The 25478-nt window shown below is 36.3% G+C and carries 18 protein-coding genes, 2 pseudogenes and 1 riboswitch; of the genes and pseudogenes, 15 read left to right on the plus strand and 5 right to left on the minus strand.

Going from position 1 to position 25478, the window contains the following annotated elements:
• Positions 1–26: 26 nt before the first annotated feature.
• The 4 genes from IE222_RS17870 to IE222_RS17885 all read left to right on the plus strand — a co-directional run bounded on the left by IE222_RS17870 (position 27) and on the right by IE222_RS17885 (position 4325).
• Positions 27–959: a carbohydrate ABC transporter permease gene (locus tag IE222_RS17870; protein WP_191275153.1), complete on the plus strand. Its 933-nt coding sequence runs from the start codon at positions 27–29 to the stop codon at positions 957–959.
• Positions 944–1765, plus strand: coding sequence for a carbohydrate ABC transporter permease (locus IE222_RS17875; protein WP_191275155.1), 822 nt, complete (start codon positions 944–946; stop codon positions 1763–1765). The genes IE222_RS17870 and IE222_RS17875 overlap by 16 nt, the downstream gene beginning before the upstream one ends.
• 716 nt (positions 1766–2481) lie before the next feature.
• Positions 2482–2895, plus strand: a complete 414-nt coding sequence (locus IE222_RS17880) for a hypothetical protein (protein WP_191275157.1) — start codon at positions 2482–2484, stop codon at positions 2893–2895.
• A gap of 398 nt (positions 2896–3293) precedes the next feature.
• Positions 3294–4325: a serine hydrolase domain-containing protein gene (locus IE222_RS17885; RefSeq protein WP_191275159.1), complete on the plus strand. Its 1032-nt coding sequence runs from the start codon at positions 3294–3296 to the stop codon at positions 4323–4325.
• Positions 4326–4869: 544 nt separating this feature from the next.
• Here the strand turns inward: IE222_RS17885 and IE222_RS17890 are convergent.
• The gene (locus IE222_RS17890; protein WP_191275160.1) at positions 4870–5733 is read right to left on the minus strand and encodes an AraC family transcriptional regulator; all 864 of its coding nucleotides are present in this window, start codon (positions 5731–5733) and stop codon (positions 4870–4872) included.
• A 313-nt stretch (positions 5734–6046) separates the two neighbouring features.
• On the opposite strand from IE222_RS17890, the gene IE222_RS17895 reads away from it, so the two are divergent.
• The 6 genes and pseudogenes from IE222_RS17895 to IE222_RS17920 all read left to right on the plus strand — a co-directional run bounded on the left by IE222_RS17895 (position 6047) and on the right by IE222_RS17920 (position 11706).
• On the plus strand, positions 6047–7378 hold the full coding sequence (locus tag IE222_RS17895; protein ID WP_223282796.1) for an alkaline phosphatase: 1332 nt from the start codon (positions 6047–6049) through the stop codon (positions 7376–7378).
• Positions 7379–7484: 106 nt separating this feature from the next.
• Entirely contained in the window at positions 7485–8180 is a 696-nt protein-coding gene (locus IE222_RS17900) for a DUF4352 domain-containing protein (RefSeq protein ID WP_223282787.1), read from the plus strand.
• Positions 8181–8519: 339 nt separating this feature from the next.
• A pseudogene (locus IE222_RS26465) lies at positions 8520–8698 on the plus strand (Rrf2 family transcriptional regulator); the annotation flags it as partial.
• Positions 8699–8761: 63 nt separating this feature from the next.
• The gene (locus IE222_RS17910) at positions 8762–9436 is read left to right on the plus strand and encodes a uracil-DNA glycosylase (RefSeq protein WP_191275167.1); all 675 of its coding nucleotides are present in this window, start codon (positions 8762–8764) and stop codon (positions 9434–9436) included.
• Positions 9437–9902: 466 nt separating this feature from the next.
• Positions 9903–10265, plus strand: coding sequence for a nucleotide excision repair endonuclease (locus IE222_RS17915; protein WP_191275169.1), 363 nt, complete (start codon positions 9903–9905; stop codon positions 10263–10265).
• A gap of 706 nt (positions 10266–10971) precedes the next feature.
• Positions 10972–11706 (plus strand): sulfite exporter TauE/SafE family protein, encoded by a 735-nt coding sequence (locus tag IE222_RS17920; protein ID WP_191275171.1) that lies wholly within the window; start codon positions 10972–10974, stop codon positions 11704–11706.
• 293 nt (positions 11707–11999) lie between these two features.
• Here IE222_RS17920 and IE222_RS17925 read toward each other — a convergent pair whose 3' ends face one another.
• Positions 12000–12770, minus strand: a complete 771-nt coding sequence (locus IE222_RS17925) for an SDR family NAD(P)-dependent oxidoreductase (RefSeq protein ID WP_191275173.1) — start codon at positions 12768–12770, stop codon at positions 12000–12002.
• A 54-nt stretch (positions 12771–12824) separates the two neighbouring features.
• Positions 12825–13487: pseudogene (locus tag IE222_RS17930) on the minus strand (SDR family oxidoreductase); the annotation flags it as partial.
• Between the two features lie 283 nt (positions 13488–13770).
• Here IE222_RS17930 and IE222_RS17935 point away from each other — a divergent pair.
• Positions 13771–14382 carry a TetR/AcrR family transcriptional regulator gene (locus tag IE222_RS17935; protein ID WP_191275175.1) on the plus strand — a complete coding sequence of 204 codons (612 nt, stop codon included), beginning with the start codon at positions 13771–13773 and terminating at the stop codon, positions 14380–14382.
• Positions 14383–16034: 1652 nt separating this feature from the next.
• Positions 16035–19787: a glycoside hydrolase family 84 protein gene (locus IE222_RS17940; RefSeq protein ID WP_191275178.1), complete on the plus strand. Its 3753-nt coding sequence runs from the start codon at positions 16035–16037 to the stop codon at positions 19785–19787.
• Between the two features lie 101 nt (positions 19788–19888).
• On the opposite strand, the gene IE222_RS17945 is transcribed toward IE222_RS17940, so the two are convergent.
• Complete coding sequence (locus IE222_RS17945; protein WP_191275180.1) at positions 19889–20356, minus strand: DUF8821 family protein; 468 nt, start codon at positions 20354–20356, stop codon at positions 19889–19891.
• 21 nt (positions 20357–20377) lie between these two features.
• Positions 20378–20857, minus strand: a complete 480-nt coding sequence (locus IE222_RS17950) for a GyrI-like domain-containing protein (RefSeq protein WP_191275182.1) — start codon at positions 20855–20857, stop codon at positions 20378–20380.
• A 294-nt stretch (positions 20858–21151) separates the two neighbouring features.
• Between IE222_RS17950 and IE222_RS17955 the strand changes: the two genes are divergently transcribed.
• The 3 genes from IE222_RS17955 to IE222_RS17965 all read left to right on the plus strand — a co-directional run bounded on the left by IE222_RS17955 (position 21152) and on the right by IE222_RS17965 (position 25477).
• Complete coding sequence (locus tag IE222_RS17955; RefSeq protein WP_191275184.1) at positions 21152–22114, plus strand: helix-turn-helix transcriptional regulator; 963 nt, start codon at positions 21152–21154, stop codon at positions 22112–22114.
• 621 nt (positions 22115–22735) lie between these two features.
• The gene (locus IE222_RS17960; RefSeq protein ID WP_191275186.1) at positions 22736–23371 is read left to right on the plus strand and encodes a YczE/YyaS/YitT family protein; all 636 of its coding nucleotides are present in this window, start codon (positions 22736–22738) and stop codon (positions 23369–23371) included.
• 210 nt (positions 23372–23581) lie between these two features.
• A riboswitch (SAM riboswitch) is annotated at positions 23582–23698 on the plus strand.
• A gap of 156 nt (positions 23699–23854) precedes the next feature.
• Complete coding sequence (locus tag IE222_RS17965; protein ID WP_191275187.1) at positions 23855–25477, plus strand: sodium:solute symporter family protein; 1623 nt, start codon at positions 23855–23857, stop codon at positions 25475–25477.
• The last annotated feature ends 1 nt before the right edge of the window (position 25478 follow it).

The raw sequence follows: 25478 nt of genomic DNA on the forward strand, positions 1-25478 counted from the left end.
ACTACTAATATACGAGGAGATTTATAATGAAAAGAATGGATAAAGAACTGAAACAAGGAATAATGAGTCGAATAAGATTATTGCCCTACCAGGAAAAGGGAGCAGCAGTATTATTTATTCTTCCTTTTTTAATTGGTTTTTTAACATTTAATATTTTTCCAATTATTTATTCGTTTGTCATTAGCTTTATGGATTACAATACCTTAAAACCGTTGAGTGAAGCCAATTTTATCGGATTTGAGAACTATATTCATTTACTTCGTGACAAGATCGCTATGAGTGCCTTTTTAAACAGCTTTTATTATACATTGATTTATGTACCTGGAGTCCTAATCTTTTCCTTTTTATTAGCAATGTTGCTTAATCGCGCATTTGCACTTCGAGGAATAACCCGTACAATGATTCTGATACCATATGTGGCCAACGTAGTCGCAGTAGCTATTGTATGGTCAATTTTATTGAATCCGTATGATGGCCCAATCAACCAAATACTGATTAAAATTGGTATTGAAAATCCTCCTTTATGGTTAAACGGGATTAAAACAGCATTACCAACGATTGCAATTATCAATGTTTGGCAGAACTTAGCTTTTCAAACAATCGTCTTTTTAGCTGCATTACAAGGTGTGGATCGATCCCTTTATGAAGCAGCTGAAGTTGATGGAGCCTCCGTGTGGAGAAAAATGATAAATGTTACATTACCTTCTATTTCGCCAACAACTTTTTTTCTATTAATTACAAGTATTATTGGGTCTTTTCAAAACTATGCTACCGTCAGGATGCTTACAAATGGTGGGCCTGGCAATGCCTCACGTGTCATTTCTTTAAATATTTATGAAGAAGCATTTTCGTTAAATCACTATAGTTATGCGTCTGCACAAGCGATTGTCTTATTTATTATCGTGCTAGTAATTACCATTTTTCAATGGAAGGAGCAAAAACGATGGGTACATTATTAAAAAAGGTTTCTTTTAACGCTTTCATGATAATGATTGGTCTCCTTATGGTCGTTCCTTTCATTTTTATGATTTCAGCTTCTTTCAAAGCACCAGCTGATGTTTTTGTCAATCCAATGCAAATTATTCCCGACAAAATATTCACACTAAATTACAAAACGATATTCAATCATGAATTTTATTTTCAATGGTATTGGAATTCCATCCAAGTAGTTGTCTTAACGGTTTTATTCCGGGGTATTTTTGTAACGATGGCAGCGTATGCATTTGCAAGGCTTAACTTCCGTGGCAAAAATATATTATTTCTATTGTTACTCTGCTCGATGATGATTCCTCCGGATACAACAATTGTTTCAAGGTTTTTATTATATGGTTATCTGGGTCTAAATAATACGCAATGGGCAATTATTTTACCCGCAACTTTTGATGTGTTTTTTATTTTTCTTTTACGTCAGTTTTTTATGTCTATACCCAAAGATTTAACAGAAGCAGCAATCATTGATGGGGCATCGCATATTCGGATTTTTTTCAAGATCATGCTCCCTCTTTCTGTACCTGTATTAATTACTATGGCTCTATTCACTTTTATTTGGACTTGGAATGATTTTGTGAATCCGTTTATTTTTATTTCTGATATTGAAAAACAATTAGTAACAGTAGGGTTAGAATATTTCCAATTAGAGGCTGGTCAAAACTACGCCTTGCAGATGGCGGGCTCTTGTTTAATTGTCCTTATCCCAATGATTCTCTTTGGATTCCTTCAAAAATACTTTATAGAAGGAATTACTATGTCAGGTGTGAAGGGTTAACTATACAAAAAAGATATAAATACAACTAGGGTTATATCGGACTTCCGATATAACCATTTCTGTTTTGTTTACCCTTTATCGGATTACGTTTTATACAAACATAGCCTATTTACAACACACTGCCATGCTTTTTCATCATCTCTTTATTAAATAAATTGTCTCCTTTATAAAATTAGGTTTGGCCCTCTCCTGAGTAAAGGACTTTTTTTCCCAACATGACATAATTATTAAATGTTAGATAAGTTCTTTTCTAAAAAAATATTCTTTACTAAGGTCCTCTAATTTTAAAAATGTTATTCAGCAATCCGGCCATTTAAACGGGGCTAGATAATTATGTTAATAATGGTGTGAGATTATGAATAAATGTAACTTAAAGGAGGGGGTTAGTTGGAGAAGAATTAATGAAAATGGAACTTAATTTCTCACTAACTCGCAAATTAACTAAAGAGAATGAACTAGGAGGAAAAATTTCCATGCTTTTCTTTTAACTCAAGGTTTAAAAGAAAAAGAAGCATGAGAAACGACGATCAACCCTCACTACTGCGAAGGCGCAAGAAGATTAACCATCTAGAAAAGGTCAATCGGATGCTTAACATGGCAGCTGAAACGTTAAGGCTTTAATAACGAAAGCAACAAATGGTTGGGAATTCTTCCGCGAGCTATACATGGATTCCGAGAGAATGAACCGGGAATTTCCAAGGAGGGGTGTGATCAATATGAAGGTTAAGAATTTTTATTATCTGATTGCAGGCGTTCTTGCGATACTGTTTGCCGTCACGCATGTATGGAACGGGCAATCCGCCGTGCTGCCGACGCTCGACATTAGTGCGATTTCCATGGATACTCGAACGGTATTTACGTATGTTTGGCACATTATAACAGCGGAAAATCTGGTTTTCGGCATCGCGTTCATTTTCATGTCATTCCAAAGTGAGCGATCTAAGATCCGGTTTGCGGCATGGATGATTACGTCGATCCTAATCGTCCGACTGATGGTCATTCTTGGCGTAACAGCATTACTTGATGTTTCTGCTCTTACGGATACTTTCTTAGATTCGGTTGCCATCGTCATCTATGTTGCCTTGATCATACTGGGCACAACCATGAAGAAAAAACAGTCCGGTGGTTAGAGGTATAGAAACAGTGCTGTCCGAACTGTCTTCTAACTCTACAGACTGCTCAAAGCTATATACTTAGCAATCTCTTGTCATTATTGCTCAAATATGTTTATGATCAAAGTTGCATATTCAAAGTTCCTACAAAGATAAAGCACTCTTTTTCATTTTTGGACCAAATTGTGGGGAAAACTGAAAGAGTAAGGAATCTGATTAAAGACCATTTGTGAAATTTAATACTTAAACTAGTTAAACGAGAGTAATGCTATCTATTATGGTTATAAGCAATGAGGATATGAATATAAATCTTTAGATGAAGAACCATCATGAACTTTTTTGATACTTGAAGGATTTATTTTTAAAATATGAAATATAAAGATAAAGTGCCGTTGTGAATAGAGGAGGTATTATAATTGTTAACAACAATTGCTCCCTCATTTGTTGATGAATTAGTGTCAACTGCAGTATCAAAGAAAAACATATATGGTGCTGTATTATGTGTCGAAAGTGGAGATAACTCTTTATCGCTATTATACGGAGCTGGAAATCTAACTACAGATAAACCATATTTTGTTGCAAGTGTAACAAAATTATACGTCACGGCTGTCATACTAAAACTAAGATCAGAGAAATGTCTGAATCTCCAAAATAAAATCTCTGAATATTTTTCTGATGAAATTCTACATGAACTCCACCTATTTAAAGGCATAGACCATTCCAAAGATATAACAATCAAACATTTAATGTCCAATACATCAGGAATACCTGATTACTTTTCCTCTGATGTGGTGGGAGAATTAACATCAGGAATAGATCAGAGTTGGGGATTTGAAAGAACAATAGCAAGTGTAAAACAAAAGAAACCTAAATTTGCTCCTGGTAAAAAGGCTCAATACTCCGATACAAATTATCAGCTTTTAGGTAAGATTATTGAAACGATAACAAAGAAAGACATCCATACGGTTTTTAAGAAATTTATTTTTGAGAAACTAAAATTAGAGGATACGTACTTATATGAAGATGTGAAGGATATACGACCAGCCCCTATTTATTACAAAGATAAGGAAATCTCCCTACCTAAATATATGTCATCAATAGGGCCGGAAGGAGGCATTGTATCGACAGCGAAGGAATCTATGATATTTTTAAAGGCATTTATCAATGGACATTTCTTTCCAAAAAAATATTTCAATGAGCTTAAAGATTGGAAAATTCTTATTGGCCCAGGATTATTCTTTTATGGTGTTGGGATTGCAAGTCAGCCCATATCTATTAAAGAATTGAAAAATGGATTAATTGGGCATTGGGGGCAGACAGGTGCTTTTTCATTTTACCATCCGAAGACTGATCTATACTTTACAGGAACGGTCAATCAATTTTACGGGCATAGTGTCGCTGCAAGGATGATCGTGAAAATAATCAAAAATATAAAAATAACAGAATAAGACTATTTTAGTCACGAAATTTGGGTATATACAGTTAATTTTCATAAAGGTGTGGTGCTCGTGTTCCATTCAGGTAACTGAGGAACGGATTTCTTTGTGACTAATACAATGGAAAAAGATATTGCAATTATCAAAAATGTAACCCCAAATGAACCAATTTTTTATCAATATTAATACATTTCTTCTTCAAGTAACAAGCTAAAGGCAGTGAAGAGGGACCTTAAAACCGGAGGGACCTGCTGGAATAGACCGAAAAAGTATGTCAAGGAAGTTACTGAATGGACGAATGCCATGACACAGCATTATCTGAGCATGTCGTTCAAACACCGCTTCAGGGTGCACAGGGTCAAACAAATGCATACGAAGTTGCTTACTGGTGGTAAATAACTTTATAAAAAGTAGTGCGTCCATTGGCAGTAAAACAGTAAAAATAACCACTAAAAACAAATCGATAACAAAAAGCTGACCAACGCCCCTGTTGAGTCAGCTTCTTTTTAGAATACCTTTAATAAAAAGTCCAAAATAATAAGAAACATCCCCACCGTTATTTAATCGGGATCCAAATTTCTGAGTAGTACTCAGGGCTCCAAGCATCACCACTGAAATACACTTCCATTTCAGGTGTGCCGGCATGTTCATACGGATTGGATGGAAACCACTCTGTGAAGATTTGCTTCCACACCTTTTGGATGGCGTCGGGCATGGCCCCGTGTACTTCAAATACCACCCATTTTGATTTCGGAATCTCAAGCACGGATAAACCATCTAGCACGTCGCTAGTAGAATCAGCGGCAATCCAATAATCGATTAGACCTGGCTGCTGACAGCGTTTATCCACGCATATACCGAGCAATGCCTTTAATTCTCCATTATTTAGTTCAATTAATTGATTATCTGTTCCATCTTCATTGATGTCCTCCCACATTTTAGGGATCCCTCGCAGATTCTCTCCATTGACACAGGAAAACTCTTTTTTGACACCAACCGTTTGAAAACTGTCTTTTTCGATAATTTTGTAATTCATCGGTTCCGCTCCTTTTAGACTCACCTGGATCATCAGGCGGTTATATGATTTCAGCATTCCGCTATTTGTTCGGACTTGGCTCGGTGTCATTCCATGCTGCCGGCGAAATGCCTTCGTGAAAGCTTCTGGAGTTTCGTAGCCATATTTAAAGGCGATATCAATGACTTTACTATTTGTATTCAATAGTTCTTGGGCTGCGAGTGTCAATCGTCTGCGGCGGATATATTCTCCTGTTGAGATGTCTGTTAAGATGGAAAATATCCGCTGGAAATGAAATTCTGATACATTTGCTTGTTTTGCGATGTTTTCAATGGATAATGAGGAATCTGTTAAATGTTCCTCCATATAATCAATAGCCTTTTGCAATGATTCAACCCATTCCATAGCGCTCACTCCTTTAATAACATCTTAAACCATAAATCAATGCGAATCCTGATTATTCCTGCTTTCATCGGACAGATTTTATTCTGGATAGGCGATTATAACCGATTCATCAATATGATTTGATAAACACTCTTTATGTTAATTTTGTGATTAAACAATATGTTTTAAGGCTATTAATATATGAAATACAAAATCTTTACATCTTATTAATAGTAGATTAATAATAATGTTTTATATTTTAAAAGAAATCCAGCATAAATCGGGGGAGGAAATTATTTTGTTTAAAACCAAACTTAAGAGAAAAATCCTGCCAATGGCAGTTCTATCTTCAGTAGCTTTCGGAGCCTTGTTCAGTACAGCAACTAACGATGTTAAAGCTAAAGAAACGGTACATAACAATGCAGAAATTAAGAATGTTATTTTCTTAATTGGCGACGGAATGGGCGTATCCTATACTTCAGCCTATCGTTATTTAAAGGACAACCCTTCAACAAAAGAGGTAGAGCAAACGGAATTTGATAAATATTTAGTAGGCCAACAAAAGACATATCCGGAAGATCCTCATCAAAATGTTACGGATTCTGCTGCAGCCGCAACAGCAATGTCAGCTGGTATTAAAACCTATAACGCAGCGATTGGTGTTGATAATGACGGTTCATCAGTAAAAACGGTTCTAGAAGCAGCGAAAGAAAAGGGGAAATCAACAGGATTAGTAGCGACTTCAGAAATTACACATGCTACACCGGCTTCCTATGGTGCGCATGATGCCAGTCGTAAAAACATGAACGCTATTGCGGATGATTATTATGATGAAATGATTAATGGCGGACATAAAGTTGATGTGATGCTTGGCGGCGGTGTAACAAACTTTGTCAGACCAGATCGGGACCTAACTAAAGAATTTCAACAAGATGGTTACACTTATGTAACCAATAAAGACGAAATGTTAAAAAGCAAAAACCCTAAAATGTTAGGATTGTTTGCTCCTGGTGGAATGCCAAAAATGTTAGACCGTGAAGCTTCAATGCCTTCTCTGGAAGATATGACAGAAACAGCATTGACTAAATTAAGCAAGAATAAAAAAGGTTTCTTCTTAATGGTAGAAGGAAGCCAAATTGACTGGGCTGGACATGATAATGATATTGTTGCAGCGATGAGCGAAATGGAAGACTTTGAGAAGGCATTTAAAGCTGCGATTGATTTTGCTAAGAAGGACAAGCATACTCTAGTAATTGCAACAGCAGACCATTCAACCGGTGGTTACTCAATCGGAGCAAGAGGAGATTATAACTGGTTCGGAGCTCCTATTACAGCAGCAAAACGTACACCTGACTTTATGGCTGAACAAATCGCCAAAGGTGCCGATGTAGAAACAACTCTAAAAAAATATATTGATTTACCATTAACATCTCAAGAAATCGATTCTGTTAAAAAGGCTGCTGCATCCAAGAATGTAACAACCATTGATAATGCAATCGAAACTATTTTTGACATGCGTTCCGTAACTGGCTGGACAACTGGCGGTCATACCGGTGAAGATGTTAACGTCTATGCTTATGGCCCTGGAAGCAGTCTGTTTGCTGGCAGTATTGAGAACACTGACCAAGCGAAACATATCTTTGACATTTTAAAAAATGGTAAGTAATCGCTAAATAAAAAAAGAATAATTTCCCCGTTGGGCGTTGATGCTCAACGGGAGCTTTTTTTAAGACATGTTTTTTACCTACTATCCAAAAGGAAAGGGGATTTTTGTGAAATTTTTAACACCTATCATCTTAGTATTATCCCTTGTATTATGTGGTTGTAATGCTGTTAAAGAGGATGCGGCGGCTGCAAAAGAAACAAATAAACAGGAACAATTATCATCAAAAAAGAATGATGAGTCAAAAGTAGAAAAAAACAGAGCCAAATCTTTATCTGATGTTTATGTGCCCAATCCTCAAGTATCTGATGATACGAAGCTTCTTCATGCAGGTCAAACAATAGAAGATAGCAAAGGTAAAGTAACTTTAAAAGGGATTGCCTCTCTTAACAAGAGTTATTCAGTTGGACCTGTTGAAATGAAAATTAAGAATGTGAAGCTCCTTCATAATAAGCCAACCTATTCCTTAATGGATTATTTTCATAGTTATACAGAAAACTATGAAGAATTCAATTTTATTAAAGTGGAAGTGGAGCTAGTTAATAAATCTGATCAAACCGTTTATTTTGGACCTATTGCTCATCTTAAAACAAATAACGGTGAGACAAGAAACTTCGAAGATGACTTTTATATAGAATATTTGGGTGGAGAAATTAAACCAAATGGTTCAAAGCAGGGAGCCCTTGGTTTTATTATTGAAAAGTCAAGTCCAGATGTAAAATGGATTGAAATCCAAACGAGCAATGTTCTTGATCAAAACCACAAGGAAATTGGCAAGTCACAAAAAATCAAAATTGACTTTTAAAATTGAATAAATTGGTTGTTTTGGAAGAAATCAATACGTTAACTTTTTAGAACTGTAAATTAGAGTATTATAATACTCTTAAAAAGGGAAAATATAATTTGTTATTAAAAGCTTAAACATCATTAAAGTTTGTTTAGGCTTTTCTTATAGATGAAACGTAACCGTTTACATTACTCTTTTGGTAGATTCTTATAACAAGAGAATGGTTTCAATAGAAGTGTATGATATTAAGGAGTGGTGTGAAAGAGGGTAAGCATCAAATAATAGATTTACCTGTAAGGCATTCATTGGTAGATTATTATAAGATAAATGAAGTAACTGGTTTAGGAGGACGAGAAAATGAACAGTAATTTTACGCTGGCCATTCATAGTTTAACTCTTCTTGCCCTGCAGCCGGATCATATATCCTCTAGTGATTATATTGCCGAAAGTGCTGGTGTTCACCCGGTCCGTATCCGCAAAGTGTTAAGTTTTCTAAAAAGCACGGCTATATCACCTCGAAAGATAGCAAAGGTGGGCGGGTTTATGAACTGTAAGACCAGTCAAAGGTTAGTAATATTGGAAACGGGAGTGGAATGGAAATGGCTATTTTAAAAAATGACTGGGCACCCTTACTTGAAGGTGAGTTCGAGAAACCGTATTATCAGCGTTTGCGAGGAATTTTGCAGGAAGAATATAAAACGAGAGTGATTTATCCAGATCGGCATGATATTTATAATGCATTGCATCTTACTCCGTTTAACGATACGAAAGTCGTTATTATTGGCCAGGATCCTTATCATGGTCCTGGGCAGGCCCATGGACTTAGTTTTTCTGTAAAACCTGAGGTAAGAATTCCCCCATCATTGCAAAATATTTATAAGGAGCTGCAGTTCGATTTAGGGTGCTATATTCCCAATAACGGCTACCTTGTAAAGTGGGCTGAGCAGGGGGTATTAATGCTTAATGCGGTTTTAACCGTGCGGGCGGGAACTCCAAACTCGCATAAAGGCCTTGGCTGGGAGATATTCACTGATAAGGTCATTGAAACATTAAATCAAAGGCAGACACCAGTTGTGTTTATTCTTTGGGGGAAATTTGCTCAACAAAAACAACAATTGATTACCTCATCCCACCATTTTATTATAAAATCTCCTCACCCTAGCCCATTTTCCGCCAATCAGGGCTTCTTTGGCAGCAGGCCATTTTCTAGAACGAATGCGATTTTACGGGAAAATGGAATGCAGGAGATTGATTGGCAAATACCTAATTTATAGATTGACATAAAGTTAGAACGGACAATTAGCTACATTAAGATTTGAAGTTGCCGGAAAGAATTTTGTTCTTTATATAGGGGATGCAGGACATTTTGCGGGTGCTGCCAAAGGACTTTATCAAGATTTCAGGAGAAAGTATGTATATAATCGCAATCATCCTGCTCATCTTAGTCTATCTGTTTTCTATTATTAGGAAAGGGGATTTTTCCGGAGAGGGAGCCCTCGAAAATTCAATACAATAAGTCGTTATTTTTATTAATGCTGTCTTTTAATTAAATTTTAGTGCTATAATGTTATGATTTGGTTAAACATATAAAATAAAGATTTCGGTGTTTTTGCCATTTAGTTTTTCCAATCTAAACAGTGTCTTCAATATGCTTTACAGCCCATAAGAACGGGCAAAAGCTTTGTGAGGTTAAGCCTTCATTTTGAACCATAACAATCATTTAAAGAGGAAGTGAGCTTAGTGATCAACATAACTATTCCAAAAGCTGATGTGACAATTACGAAAAAGGATAACCCTGAACTAAGTAATATTTATGGATTTACTGATTTTCACCTTATCCCACGAGATAAAGGCGGCATTTTTATGTTTTACAATGATAAAAAGGAATTACTGTTCGTAGGGAAAGCTAGGAAGTTAAGACAGAGAATTAAGAAACATTTTGAGGATAATGTGTCTCCTATTAAAGAGCACAGGGATGAAGTTACTAAGATCGAGGTTTGTATTGTTGAAGAACCAGTGCATAGAGAGATTTATGAAACCTATGTTATTAATGAATTAAAGGCAAAGTACAATGTAGATAAAGTTTTTTTCGCGAATTCTTGAGCGAACCTTGTTTAGACTCATAAGGGGGATTGGGATCAAGAGTGAAAATTTATCTGTTAAAAAAAATAAACAATAAATACATTCATGATCATTCGCTCCCCAACGTTAAAATGTTCAGAAGAGCTTAAAAAGAACCCTTTATGGGTTCTTTCGTGTGTCAATAGTTATTGATTCTATCTGTCATAATTATTAGCCTTTCTTGGATTCCCTGTAACTCGCTAGCTTGACTCGCAGTTTTCCAAGCAATAATGGATAGACTTATCGCGATTACAAGTAAACTCGCAACCTTGATATACTCCAATATGTCTTTCTTCAATTCTCTATCTCCTTTTGTTAAGAGAAATTCGTTATAAATCCCCTGATTTAACCATTTTATGTAAAATGAATACTCGATTTGAATATATCATTTATTCTCCTATTTGTTTAAATATATTTTGAAAAATTATTTCGGCTAAAAAGTAAAATTCAATTTGAATAGTCCTATAATACAAATTTGAAATATTTACATGGGGTAAATTTAGGCCTCTCATTGTAAAAAGGAAGCTGTCACTTGAAGTATATAATTACACAGTTTGTCTCATAAGGAAAAAAGTATCTTTGCTTTTGTCCCTATAAGAAATCCTTATTGAAAACTATAATTATTAACAAATTTATTTATTGCAGAAATAAGACTACACTTGAAGTAGATGGAAAGGGGTGGAAAATAATGGAATGTATAATTCTTTTTATCGTAGGAATTTGTGCCACAACTTTGGGGACGCTGGCTGGCGGCGGGGGATTGATCAGTCTTCCGATTATGCTGGTTTTGGGGATACCCGTTCATTCGGCAATCGGAGCCAATAAAGTATCGAACACAGTCAGCTCATTCTCAAGCTTTTTCTATCTGCTTAAAAAGAAGGAAATCTCCTTAAAGGAATCTTGTTGGATCATCCCTGTCAGTATTTGTGGCGGCATTAGCGGGGGCTTTATTGCATCGCGGATTCCAGGGGATAGTATGTATATCATCGCCATCGTCCTGCTCATTTTTGCATTTGTCGTTTCCTTTATTGGGAAAGGTGATTTTTCCGGGAAAGAGCCTATGAAGTTCAATAAAATTAGTGCGACGGGACTTTACAGTATTGGGGTTTATGATGGTTTATTTGGTCCTGGTCAAGGGACATTGATGCTTTATTTATTCGGTTATTTAAATCTCGCTTACATTCGGGCTGTTGCTTTGGTGCGGCTTGCTACTTTTTCAAGCTGCTTAGGGGCTGCCGTTACCTACGTCGCTACAGGTAAAATCATCTGGCCGATTGCATTATCGCTGCTACTGGGGTCTCTTTCAGGGGCACAAATTGGAGTAAGACTTGCCCAAAAATTAAAACCACAATATATTAAACCGATATTAAGGATTGTCACGGTGGCACTCATTGTGCAAATATTTGCTGGAAATGTTCTTTAAGTATGGTGTTACTTGTGGTGCCAGTACTTCGATAAAATAAAGCATTAAAGTAGCGGGGGACAGACACTATTGAGAATATAGTGGTATCGTGTGGTCAAAAGCGGGTTTTGGCTGCGAAAACATATTTACATTATCCGTTTCCTGGAACAACATGTGAATAGTCAAAGGGGGGTAAAATACAAAAAACGACCATAAAGTCGTTTTTTGTTTCATCAAATAATAGTTTTTACGGCAATCAATTAATTAGTATTTTTAATGCTCTTCCCTACTACCAAATGCAAAAGATCGTTTACTTACACATTGTATAGGGCACCATCAATCGTAAATGAAGATGAACTTACATAAGAAGCTTCGTCAGACAGTAAAAACGCAATTACGTTAGCTACTTCTTCAGGTTCACCGTAGCGTTTCATTGGTACTGCATCGTTATAAGCTGCTTGTGCTGCTTCTGCTGCACCTGGTGCAACATTTTCTTCAATTTTACGCATCATTTGTGTATTAATCACTCCTGGGTTTACTGTGTTCACACGAACGTTATATGCTGCTGCTTCTAGAGCCGCAACTTTATTAATACCCATTACAGCATGTTTAGATGAGTTGTATAATACCATGCTTGGTGAACCAATTAAACCTGCTACAGATGAAGTATTGACGATGGCACCAGATTTTTGTGCTTTCATTATTGGCAATACATACTTAAGACCGAAAAGTACACCTTTTACGTTAATCCCGTATACGAAATCGAAATCTTTTTCTGTAACTTCTTCAAGTGGTTTAGCTGGACCTTCAACGCCTGCGTTATTGACAAAACCATCAATACGACCAAATTTAGAAATTGATTGATCTACATACTCCTTAACATTTGCTTCATTTGAAACATCCGCTTTTACTACTAAGCTATTTTCTTCTGTTAAACCAAGCTCAGCTTGAACGGCTTTGATTGCATCTTCATTTAAATCAACTAATACAACTTTCGCTTGTGCGTTAGCTAATTTTCGTACGACTTCTTTCCCAATACCACCTGCTGCACCTGTAACAATGACTACTTTATCTTTAAAATTCATTTGAAATCTCTCCTTAGTTATAAAAGTTTAATTAAAGATTTGCACTTCCCATTTTTAACGTGCAGTCCAAGCTCCATCAACTGTAATAACATCGCCATTAATAAATTTAGATTCATCTGAAGCTAAAAACAGAGCAGTTGCTGCGATGTCTTCTGCTTGTCCCCCATTAAATGGTCCAAGGTCACCGAATGTTTCAGCACCTAGAGGATCTAAGTTTCCTAAATTAGCAGTCATTCCTGTCGCAATGGATCCAGGAGCAATGACATTTGCACGAATTTTTCCATTTTCACGACCATAAAAAGCCGCAATATTTTTGGTTAAACCAATTACAGCATGTTTTGACATTGTATACGCTGCTCCACCGCGAGCTCCAAGGTAACCAGCAATTGATGCAACATTTACAATTGTTCCGCCCGTTTCTTGTTCCTTAAATACTTTAATAGCCGCACGGGTTGCATAGAATTGCCCATTTAAGTTAACACCCATTACACGTTCAAATAATTCGTTTGAAGTATTTTCTACGGATGCCATGTTATCAAAAATTCCAGCAATGTTAGCCAGAATATCTAATTTTCCATATTTATCTAAAGCCTTTTGAATCATTGCCTCTACATCAGCTTCTTTTGATACATCTGTTTTAATTGCAACTGCTATACCCCCAGCAGCCTTAATTTCATCAAGAGTCTCATTCATTGAAGTTTCGTTAAACTCCGCTAAGACAACTTTAGCTCATTCTTTTGCATATAACTTTGCAGTTGCACGACCCATACCAGAACCTGCACCTGTAACGATTGCTACTTTACCTGCTAATCTTGTCATGTTGACATTCCCCTTTGTTTTAGAATATGAAATGAAGACTATCTCGAATTCGAGATAATTAGAACACTTAAAGCATAAAACATGTGTGAAATGACTTCAATATGCAATAATAATAAAAATGTATGATAACCAACATTTTTTAAAATTTTGTATGTTAAAAGTGCAAGAAGGAGCCTATCGAATGTCTATACAGCATCCCGACAAACGAGTAAGAAGAACAAAAGAGAAATTTCATGAAGTTTTATTATCGTTAATGGAAGAAAAAAGCTTCGCTGACATTACAATTACGGAAATTGTAAAGGCTGCGGATTTCAATCGAGGTACCTTTTATGCACATTACGAACAAAAGGAAGATTTATTAGAAGAGATCATTGAAGACATGTTTAAAAAAATGACAGAAGCATACCGGGAACCATATCTCAATTTATCAGTTGTAGATTTCAATGAAATACCGTCAAGTTCAATTATCTTATTTGATCATTTTTTAGAAAACAAAAGATTCTATAAGCTTATGTTAAGTCCAAAAACTACCTACAATTTTCATGAGAAATTGATAAAAAGGTTAGACAAGTTATTCCGGGAAGAATTCGATTTCTTGACTACTGAGATAGATCCCAATATTGATATCCAGCTTTTTAGCACATATCGTATACATGGTATTATTGGATTGATTCTTGAATGGATTGAAAATGATTTTACAAAATCAACTTCGTATATGGGAGATCAACTCATTCGTATATTAAAATTTTATACACCGAAAATCTATATCAAAAAGAAAAATGATAAGGAATAATCTTGGTTAAACTAACAGTAACCAAAGGGCAAATCCTCTTTATCAAGAAGTTCGGAACCTTGTTCACTCAGGTCAATTAGGCGATTTAAAACCTTGTTTTTCTAATGATAAGTGGCCTGTTCCCTAATGTATTAAGGTGTTAACTTAGAAGGGAAAAGCTTGGCGTCCATTAAAATAGTAAATGAGGATAGAAATTAATAACTAGGGATAGAAAAGTGAAGCGGGAATAATTCGTAATTGCTTATGTATTAATATTGTAAAAGTATAAAGATTTGTATAGTGTATTATACCTGCGATTAATCCCACAGTTTCCCCTCCACACTCGAATCTGGTTCCGCTAGTGATATTTATTCGCGATTGTTCAATCTAATTATCTGGCAATGGCAGCCAAATGCATTGTTCGTAATTTGTGACAGCGGTGGAAATGAACTTGCTGCATTGGAAGGTCTATCCCGAAAAAGACATTTACCGCATGGCCTCCACTGAAATCTAAAAAGGCAAATCATAATCATCAATGTTATTTGGCTCCTTCTGCCACTTTACTTCAGTTTCCACTGTCTCTTCATTATTGATAATTTCTCCACATTTATCACAGCTGATAAACGTATCATTTAAATGGAAACCCACATACCCGTGCGTGCACTCTTGTATGTCCCATAATGTCTCTCAATCGATTTCAAAGGAGTAATCACATTTTTTACAATAAAACTCCACACTTTCGAAATCTTCTTTTTGTACTTTTTTGGATTTTTTCTTCTTTTTTTTGCTCATTTTTATACGCATCAAGAAGGGGAGAGTTTAATAGTTTCCATGGCGGAACTATTACTTGATATGAAGTCTAGCGGAATAATCTTTAATCAGAAAGATTCCTATATCGAGCATCCAGTAAAAGTGTTTTTTGTGTTTTACCAGTGAGGATTGAAGAGGGAGATGAAAACGAAGGTAAAAATTATTTTGTTGATTGAATGATACCAAGCATAGTAAATTCTTTAAAGTTAAAATTTCACAAATATGATACGGTGAACCTTATCATAAGTAAATGAGGTTTTTGATACTTATAAGATATGAAGTAGAATTTGATAAAAGTAAAAGATATATACAAATAAATATAAAGGTTTTTTCTAGTTACCAACATTAATGTTATTGAACAGGGGTGTCAGAAATGACGACCCCTGCACGATTTTTATACAATTTTCTTTCAATCCCTTTTTAATTATTTTCCTCATCATATCCTTCCAACAGATTTTCAATCTCTATCAGTGATTTATCAGGGGCTTTTCTTCATGAAGGAGAACAGTCCAATAATTTATTGTCCTCAGCGACTTTTACGAGAAGGTTGTAAGATAATTCATACTATTCAGTAAAATAGGTGCGTGATAATATGGTATTTATAATTTAAAAAATGAATTGGGTGATAGAAAAATAGAAATGAAAATAACTTTAAAAAAGACAAAAACCAAAAATGTCTAAGGCAAATGTGAGCAGATAAGTCTTAATAAGAGTTGACAGATTGTATCGTTAATTTCCCCATATTTTTTGGACGATATTAAGTGACTTCTAAGAAGTTTACTGTATAGGAATGGTAGTTTAAAGCCCCGCTGGTTCTTAATTGGAATAAGCCATTAAATGACCCTAGGATTGGAAGGTATAATATGTTAAAAAAATTAATTATTACTTTAATAGTATCTTTATTATCATTAAGTAATTTTTCTGTTTGGGCGAGTAATGCTGCAGCTGCCACTGATACTCAAGCGGAGGCCAATGGAAGTAAATATGAGGTTTACCCTTTGCCGCAGAGTGAGACATACGACGGAAATAAATTTTCAATAACAAATGAAGTGAATGTGGTCATTGAAAAAACTATTGATGGACCAACTGTGAATTTCCTTAATCAAATACTAGAATCTAAATCTCTCGAAATTAGTCACTCTGAAGAAGTTGTCTCAAATAAGACTAATATTATTATTGGTACCAAAAATTCAAAAGGATATGTAGACTCATACTTTAACGAAAACGTCGAATATGATGGGACAATTTTCAACAAGCAGGATGCATATGTCCTTACCATCGATGAAAAACTCGAAGGAAAGGGAACCATTGCGATACTGGGAAAAGATACGGATGCAGCTTATTATGCATTAGCTACGCTTCAAATGATTTTTGAACAAATTCCGGAAAAAAAGATTCAATCGGTAAAATATGAAGATTATTCAGATGCAAAGTGGAGAGGATTTATTGAAGGCTTTTATGGAATTCCATGGTCGCACGAGGATCGCATAAGCTTAATGCGGTTTGGCGGGAAACTTAAGATGAATTCCTATATATTTGGACCGAAAGATGATAAGTATCATAATTATGAATGGAGAAAGCCGTATCCGGCTGATGAATTAGCGAAAATCAAGGAATTGGTTGATGTTGGACATGAATCTAAAACACAATTTGTATGGTCCATACATCCGGGAATGAATACAATCAAGTGGGCTGAATATGACAAAGAACTTGATACATTACTAGCAAAGCTAGAGCAATTATATAATGTAGGAGTCCGCCAATTTGGGTTATTTATGGATGATATTAGTCTTGATCAATCATTAAAGGACACAGATAAACATGTCAAACTAGTAACAGACGTAGCTACCTGGGTAAAAGAAAAAGGGGACATCAAATCATTAATATATTGTCCGCCATATTACAATCAGGCCTGGACAGGAGAAAAAGGTAAACCTTATTTGCGGGCATTTCAAAATGTTCCTGAAAACGTAGAAATCATGTGGACAGGTAATGATGTTATTGGAAGTGTGAACACAACAGATATGCAATGGGTTAAGGATTTAATTGGCAGGGATTCTTACGTTTGGTTGAATTGGCCAGTTAATGGTTACAAAAAGAACAGGCTGCTGCTAGGAAAATTAGACATCTTAAAGCCGGGTACCCATAATATTTCAGGAGTTGTATCTAATCCATTGGAATTTGCCGAGTTATCAAAAGTTGCCTTATTTGGTGTAGCAGATTATACATGGAATATTGATGAATTTAATGTTGAGAAAAGCTGGCAAGAATCATTCAAATATGTTGCACCAGAAGTTGCTGATGAGCTAAAAACAATCGCTTACCATATGAGTGATCCCTCTCCAAATGGACGTAACGTCGTGGCCGGCGAATCTGAAAATATTAAAGCAGAGCTTGAACTATTTATGAAACAATTTTCTAATAACGAATCGACTGAGGAAGTCGGAAATCAGTTAATTGCTGAGTTTAGCAATGTGCTCCATGCAATAGAAGAATTTAGAAATAAGAGTAACAATAAAGCAATGGTTGAGGAAATTGAACCTTGGTTAAATTGTCTAAAGTATGTCGTTGAATCCGGTAAGCATGCGATAACTTCTGCTATGGCACTACAAAAGGGCAGTAAGAATGAAGCATGGGAAGAGCTTGCAAAAGCAACGACAGCTATGTCTGAGTCAAAAAAATTTAGCAGGAAATTGTTAGAAGGTACAGATTTGACAGTTGAAGCCGGTACGAAGCGATTAGTTCCTTTTGCTCAACAATTAATGAATAAACTTGATGCTCTTATCTACACTTCGATCAATCCTGAAGCAGTAATTCCGAGCGCAATCAGTTCTTATAAGGCTTATCCAGATCTTAATAAATTTGTTGATGGTGATCCCAACACTTACGTTTATATAAAGGATAAGCAAGTAAATGACGATTGGTATGGTGTTGATTTAGGTAAATCAGTCAAAATAAATGATATTCAAATCCTTCAAGGAAGAAATGATAGCGATTACGACATTTTCCATAAAGGTATGTTGGAGTATTCGCAAGATGGTGAAAATTGGACATCAATTGGTGAAGAAAGAACTGGATTTAAAGTAACGGCGAAGGATCTTGACATTGAAGCAAGGTATGTAAGATATAGGTTGACCCATGCTGGAATTCCCGGAGGAAAACCAGACTTATGGACGGCTGTTAGAGAATTCACTGTAAATGGAAATAAAGGAAAAGCAGGAATATATACAAATGTAACGAAGCTTAAGGAAACAAATGTAAATGCAATAGAAAATTCGGTAGAAATCGCAAACTTAACAAATATTACATTAAAACCGTCTGAGTATGTAGGGATTAAATTATCGACAATTGAAAATGTCGCAGAAATTGTCCTCGAAAGTAAGAATGCTGATCTAATATTAGAGTCATCAGAAAATGGAGTGGAATGGAAAGAGGTTAACCTTGGAGGACCATATCAACCCGCAGCCTATCTTCGATTGATGAATCAAAAGAACGAAGAAGTAACGTTTGATTTAACGAAATTAGCAATAATTATTAATAAGTTTACTGAACCTAAAATAAGTCATAACTACAACAAAGTTTATCAAGGAAAAGTAGATAATGTATTTGATGGGAATTTAGAAACGAGAGTATGGTTTGACGGTAGACAAGATATGGGAAGATATGTTCAGGTAGACATGGGTGGTATTGTTGATATTCAAAATGTGGCTGTTGTTATTAATGACGGTGAAAAGGACTATTTTAAAAAAGGTGACCTTCAACTTTCGATTGACGGTAAGTCATGGGAAACTGTTCATAGCTTTAATAATCCAGAAAGCAGAGAATTGAATTTCCCTGAGTTTGAAGCTCCATACCGTTACAAACGTGTTCAAATAGAAGGTGGAAAACAAGCAAGATATGTAAGATTATATACAACTGAAACGAAAAGCGGCTGGTTAGCACTTAATGAAATACTAGTCAATGAAGGTGTAGAACGACCAGGAGTTGGTAACAACAACCCTGCCTTAAAATCAGACCCGTATGGAGACATTGGGAATGAAGCGATCTATTCAATTGATCAGAAATTATCAACCTTCTTTACACCGTTAGGAGATCCTAAACCGGGTTATTTCAGTTACAAGATCTCAGAACAAACAAAACTAAGTGAAATTATTATCTTACAAAGCCCAACAGGAATTTCAAATGCAGACGTATCGGTTAGAGATCTTAATGGGTGGCATAAATTAGGGAATTTATCGCAATCCTTAAACACGATTAATACTTCTAATTTTGAACATGTATTAGAGGTTAAACTACAGTGGGATGGGAATGTAAAACCAAAAATTTATGAAATAATACCAGTTAAGAGGGATGTAGTTACAATAAATCAATTAGATGAAGAATTACAAATGGCGTATGAACAGGGTTGGATTAAAAATGAAGGTGTACTAAATAGTTTACTCGTAAAGGTCGAGGACATTCAAGAAAATCAAAATAACAAAAAGAAAGCCTATAATGGATTGAATAGTTTAGAGAATCAGGTCCGTGACCTATCAGGTGAGAAAATTGATGAATCATACGCAAGAGTTTTATTAGGGATTATAGCTCAATTGAAGAAAGGTTTATATCTAAATTAAAACCTCATATAGATACAACACGGTGAACAGTCCAAAAGTAAATGAGGTTTGCATAAAATTAACAGCCCCTTCTCATTTGATGAAGGGGCGTTGTTTTGTTATTAATATTCTCCTTTAATGACAAAATACGAGCCACGAATTGTTCCAGCTAGTTTAGACTTCTGCCTAGCAAACTTAAATTTCCCTTCGAGCTCCCTAGGTACCTCCATCCCCTCAGATAGTTTAAAACCAACGGCTCGCTTCGGCTTAGGGCCATCAAGCGAATACAGGACGTTGACTGAAAGACCATCCTCATAAAAGACATAAGTCCAATCGATATTTTCCACTTGGAAACGCGACGTCTCTAAAGGTTTAGCCGCAAACTCAAGATCACGTTCTTCTTTCAAAATTCGGTTCACATAATCAAGGGTCTCTTGGCTTTCGCTAGCTGGTACAACGGTAAATTCATGCTTGTATTTGTTCATAAAATAACGGGCTTCATTAGCGCGTAAACCAGCAAGCGCTTCTGCTACTGGCGAAGACTCTAAACCAACCGTAGAAACTTGTTTAAAATCAACGATATTGGCCATTTCCATCCTCCTATTACTTCATTACTTCCTCACAACAGGAATCCACATTTCACCAAAAACTAAGCCGTTTTGCTGCCCCATCTCAACCGCTGCATTTGGTCCGCCAACATAGGCAAAATCCTTTGCTTCTGGCAAGACTTGACCAAAGGCAATGCCAGTAAGGATATTACTCAACTCTTCAGACGTCTTCGCTTCACCTTTAACAACCAGGTATTCCCCCTTAGGAAATTGGATCACCCTGTCTGCTTCTGGCAGCGATTCATCTGTCATGACGCCGGCATAATGCATCATCTTGTTATTCACCGCTTCGTTCACTACAAAAATGTAGTCATTTGTGGCTATGGCTTTTAAAGAATCAAGCCTTCCATCTTGTTTGATGGCTTGCCAAAAGTCTGACTTTTCCTTATTTATACCTGCATAGTCTGTGTAATGACTCTTAAGCTCAGTGCCAATACCTAGAACGGTAAAGCTATCTTTTTCTTCCAGTTTATAATCTGCCATATAGATCCCATCCTCTTTTTTTAAATTGGCTTGTTAAAGAACAATGTTGATTTTTTGATTGGAGCGGAAGGTGCGAGACTCCTGCGGGAGCAGCGGGACTGGTGAGACCCCACAGGCGCTTTCAGCGTCGAGGAGGCTCACCGCCCGCCCCGCGGAAAGCGAGCATCCTGGAGCGGAAATCAGCAACTATGTTTAACACAGCCTTCAAATGAATCAAATGACTTGTTTTTTCACTTGATGAGTTTATAATAGCCTTAAATCATGTCAAAAAGTGATACTGTTTAGGAGGCCTTGATGAAAAAAGTTGAACGGATTAATATCATCATGCGGTATATCAACAACCGATCCCACTTTACCATTACTGAAATCATGCGGGAATTTAATATTTCTCGTTCGACAGCTATTAGAGACATTAGAGAAATTGAAGCCATGGGGATGCCGCTTGTCGCTGAAGTTGGAAGGGATGGGGGTTATTTTGTCATGAACAATTCTGTTCTGCCCACAGTCCGCTTTACCGATAATGAGATTAAAGCTCTCTTTATTGCCTTTATGGCAACTAGAAATCAACAACTCCCTTATCTAAAGAGCCGTCAGTCTTTAGCTGAAAAATTACTGGGCCTCATTTCAGAAAATCAGCAAGATGACCTTGTTCTATTAAATCAAATCTTGCTATTTGAAGGGACAAACCCGAATAATCCTGACCTGCTGGAACTGTCAGACCTCCCACATCCTATGTTAGAAAAACTTATCCAAATTCTCCTTTTGGATCGCTATTTATTGATTACCTTTAAAGAGGAGAAGGCAGAAAAATCTTATCCCATTTATCTCTTCCACCTTTATCGCGAAAAAAGCCATTGGCTGATTGAAGGCTTTGACATAAAGGAAGAAAAGAGGAGGATTGTTCCTGTCGACCATCTCACCAATGTCGAACCCTACTTGACGAAAAAAAGATTAAGTAAGAAAAAGATGTTAGAAAAACTAAGTAAGCAGGAAGAAGGAATCAACCTTGTCCTTGAACTTGGTCCAAAAGCGATTGCCCAGTTCAGAAAATACCATCCTTTAAAAGTCTCAATTTCCTATACGAATCCTTACCAAACCACAGCTTTACTAAAGTCTTTCATCAATGTTAATAATCCCGAAGAATTGACCGAGATAACCAATTGGCTGCTTTTCCTAGGTGGGGATATCAAGGTAAGGGACGTGCCACAAGAAGTCTTAGAAGGTTTACAAGAGAGATTAAACTTATTTTGCCCATAAGCAGTGCCAGTTTAAACCAAATAACTTTGAGCTTAGCCAGTTGCGGGGTACTCCCTATTTTTGCCCCCAGATAAGATAATGGTTCCTGAAGGTAGGAGATTTTTTAAAAGGGTAATAGAATTTTTATCATTATTATCTAGTAATTTTATTTTGGTAAACAAAGGTTAAGGCTCATTTAGATGCGTCACGGTGAACCACATTATAAGAAGTGAGGTTTTTTTTTAAAACTAATAGGTTGATTTACTGTTCTATCCCTTTGAATTTTAGGTAACATCTGATTTTTAGATAAACATAACAAATCGAGAAGTTTTTTATCTTCAAAAAGAAAAAGCTGACGTGGCTATATGATATTGCCTTCGTCAGCTTTTTCTTTGTTAAAACGAATAAGACTCCGTAATCCTCATTAGATTAGAAAATTAAAAAATACGCTTTGGTTATATTTCTGAAAATATAGATTACAAATTCTGTTTAAATTTAATGTTATATTAATAAAATAAATTTTAATCTCAATTCACAACCCTTTGATGGAAAAGTTTGAGCATGGTCGATACACAGCTTAATAAAGGCGTGTGAGCGAAGCTCCGCCACAGAAAAAATAAGATATAAGATAGAGGAGCGGTTATGATAAAGGAATGGATTTTACGCTGGTCTTTTTTTATTTTTGGATTAATGGTTTTAGCATTTGGCATATCTTTAACAATTGAAGGGAAGCATTTAGGGATTGGACCATGGGATGTTTTTCATTATGGTCTATTTACTAAATTTGGCTTTACTATTGGAACTTGGTCGATAATAAGTGGATTTGTACTCTTGTTGATCAGTTCAATCTTCAATAAGTCATGGCCAAAAATAGGGGCCTTTTTGAATATGTTGTTTCTAGGATTATTTATTGATCTTTTTAATTGGATGTTACCTAGCATTGCTAGTTTAGCAGGAGGAACAATTGCCTTTATCATAGGGGTTGTTTTCATTGGATACGGTATCGGATTATATGTTTCAGCTGATTTTGGAGCGGGTCCTAGAGACAGCTTTATGTTATTAATTGTTGAAAAAACGGGCTGGAGTATCCCATTGGTTAGAAATGGAATTGAAGTGCTCATTTTTCTCCTTGGTTGGATGTTAGGGGGGCCTGTTGGAATTGGAACAGTGTTAATAGCGTTTGGATTAGGCCCAATTTTAGGATTTTCTATCCCTCAATGTAAGAAACTTATGGCGTATTTCCTTGACAAAAAAGATTTCCTGTTAACGGATATCTAGACAATTAAAAATAAATAAGCACGATGTATGAGTATCCCTTCATGGGGGGAATCCTGTCATTTCAAAAGTATTTCTTCTTTGCTTATGTCGATAAAGTAAGATGGATATACGACCGTTTTGTTAAAATTCCTTTAGTATTTTTATTTTTCAAAAGTTATTGACTATTCTTAATAACCACTGTAAAGTATAAATTAATTTAATACGGAAAAATCCTTATCGCGAGTCAGGGGAGGAAATTGGTCTTATGATCCTGCAGCAACCTATTATTTTCGGAAAGAAAATAAAAAGGTGCTAATTCCAACAGACAATTTGTCTGAGAGATGAGGAAGAGATAAAGCCTCTTCCTCCTGGAAGAGGTTTTTTTCAAGTTTAAGACCTCTCCTTTCTCGCGAGGACTGTTCCATCTCACGCTTTATTCCGACTAATCATATGTATTTAGTTATGAAAAATCGGAAAAATTTTGAAGAAATTAGGGGGTTTCATATGACAACAGTAGGTTATTGGTTTATTGGCTTTGCAGTGGCTTATACTTTTTTTCTAATCTTTGTAAGCCAGTTTGCGCGCAGGAAAGCAGTTGACGGGAATGGATTTTTCGTAGGAGGCCGTGGATTTAATACTCTTTTAGTAACCGTATGTATTACAGGTCTTTTTTCTGGCTCCTCTTATATTGCCATTTTGGAACTTAGTTACCTGACAGGTATATCAGCAATATGGTATGGAGTTGCAGAAACCATTCATGTACTTATTATTGCGTTAGTATTAATCGCGCCTTTTAGAAAAAAAGCGCTTGTCACGATTTCAGGATTATTAGGCGATCATTATGGAGAGAAGGTTCGGGGACTGGCAGGTGCGATTACTGCGTTTACCTTCCCAATGTGGTCGGTAGCAACCGCTCTTGCCTTTGCATCGGCACTTTCTGTTTTTACTGGCATATCGTTAATTTGGTCTGTTGCATTAACTGCCCTCTTGCTGCTTATCTATTTACAGTTTGGCGGCATGTGGTCGATTGGATTTACGCAGTTAAGCAATGTCATCGTGTTTTTCATTATGCTTGCCATTGGAACATATGCTTTCTTTCTTAACCCTGGCATTGAAGGAATCAAAACATTATTTGCCCAAAAGCCGCAGATGGCGTCTCTTGATGGGGCAGGCATTCAAACAATATTAGCTTGGTTTGGCACATTTTTATTTAACGTTATTCTTGCTCAGGCAGCTTTTCAAATGGCATTATCTTGCAAAACACCCGCTCAAGGACGTAAAGGGTTAATTTATGCATCCTTGCTTGGCATCCCGTTAATTATCGGAGCTGTCATATTTGGCTTAGCGGCTGCACAGGTCGTTCCAAATGAAACACGCGGGCTGATTGCTGTTCCTCTTTATTTAATGGAAACTCTCCCGGCACCGCTAGTTGGCCTGTTTTTCCTAGGCTTTTGGGCCGCTGCTCTTAGCTGGGGCGCGCCGTGTCAATTCTCGGGTGCCACAAGTCTTGGCCGTGATGTTGGAAAAGCAATCAATTCAAAAGCAACAGAGCTTCAGCTTGTCCGTTACACAAAATGGTCATTAGTCATCCTGACCATTGTAATGGTCGGCTTTGCGGTATTGCGCTCAGAACAATCAGCATGGTGGAATGTTCTTGCATGGGTAACTAGAAATTCTGCAACATTTGCACCAGTAGTAGCTGCCCTATTTTGGCCGGTCGTTACAAAGCGAGCCGCCCTTATTTCTCTTTTTACCGGTTCTTTCTCGGGGCTTTTATGGTATTCCCTTAGCGGATGGGCGATCAGTGATTTTTACTTAAATATTCATCCTGTCTGGATTGGGATGGTTGTGAATATCATTACCATTATTACAGCAAGTTTGATTGATAATAGAGGGAGTTGGGAATGGAGAGGCTCCTTTAAAAGTGCAGGTTTCTATGCTTTTCTATTTGCCGCAGCTTTGATCATTTTCATGATCCCTTCATTTCAAAGTCTGTATAAAAATGGGTTGATTGGTCTCTTTTTAATGCTGATAACTTCATGCTTATTTATTAGCTGCATGGTTTTTATCAAAAGAAGGAATCCAAATCCTTCTCATATAAAAAGCGATTTAAAAGGAGTTGTTTAAC

Source organism: Neobacillus kokaensis, assembly GCF_014656545.1.
GTDB classification, from domain to species: domain Bacteria; phylum Bacillota; class Bacilli; order Bacillales; family Cytobacillaceae; genus Neobacillus; species Neobacillus kokaensis.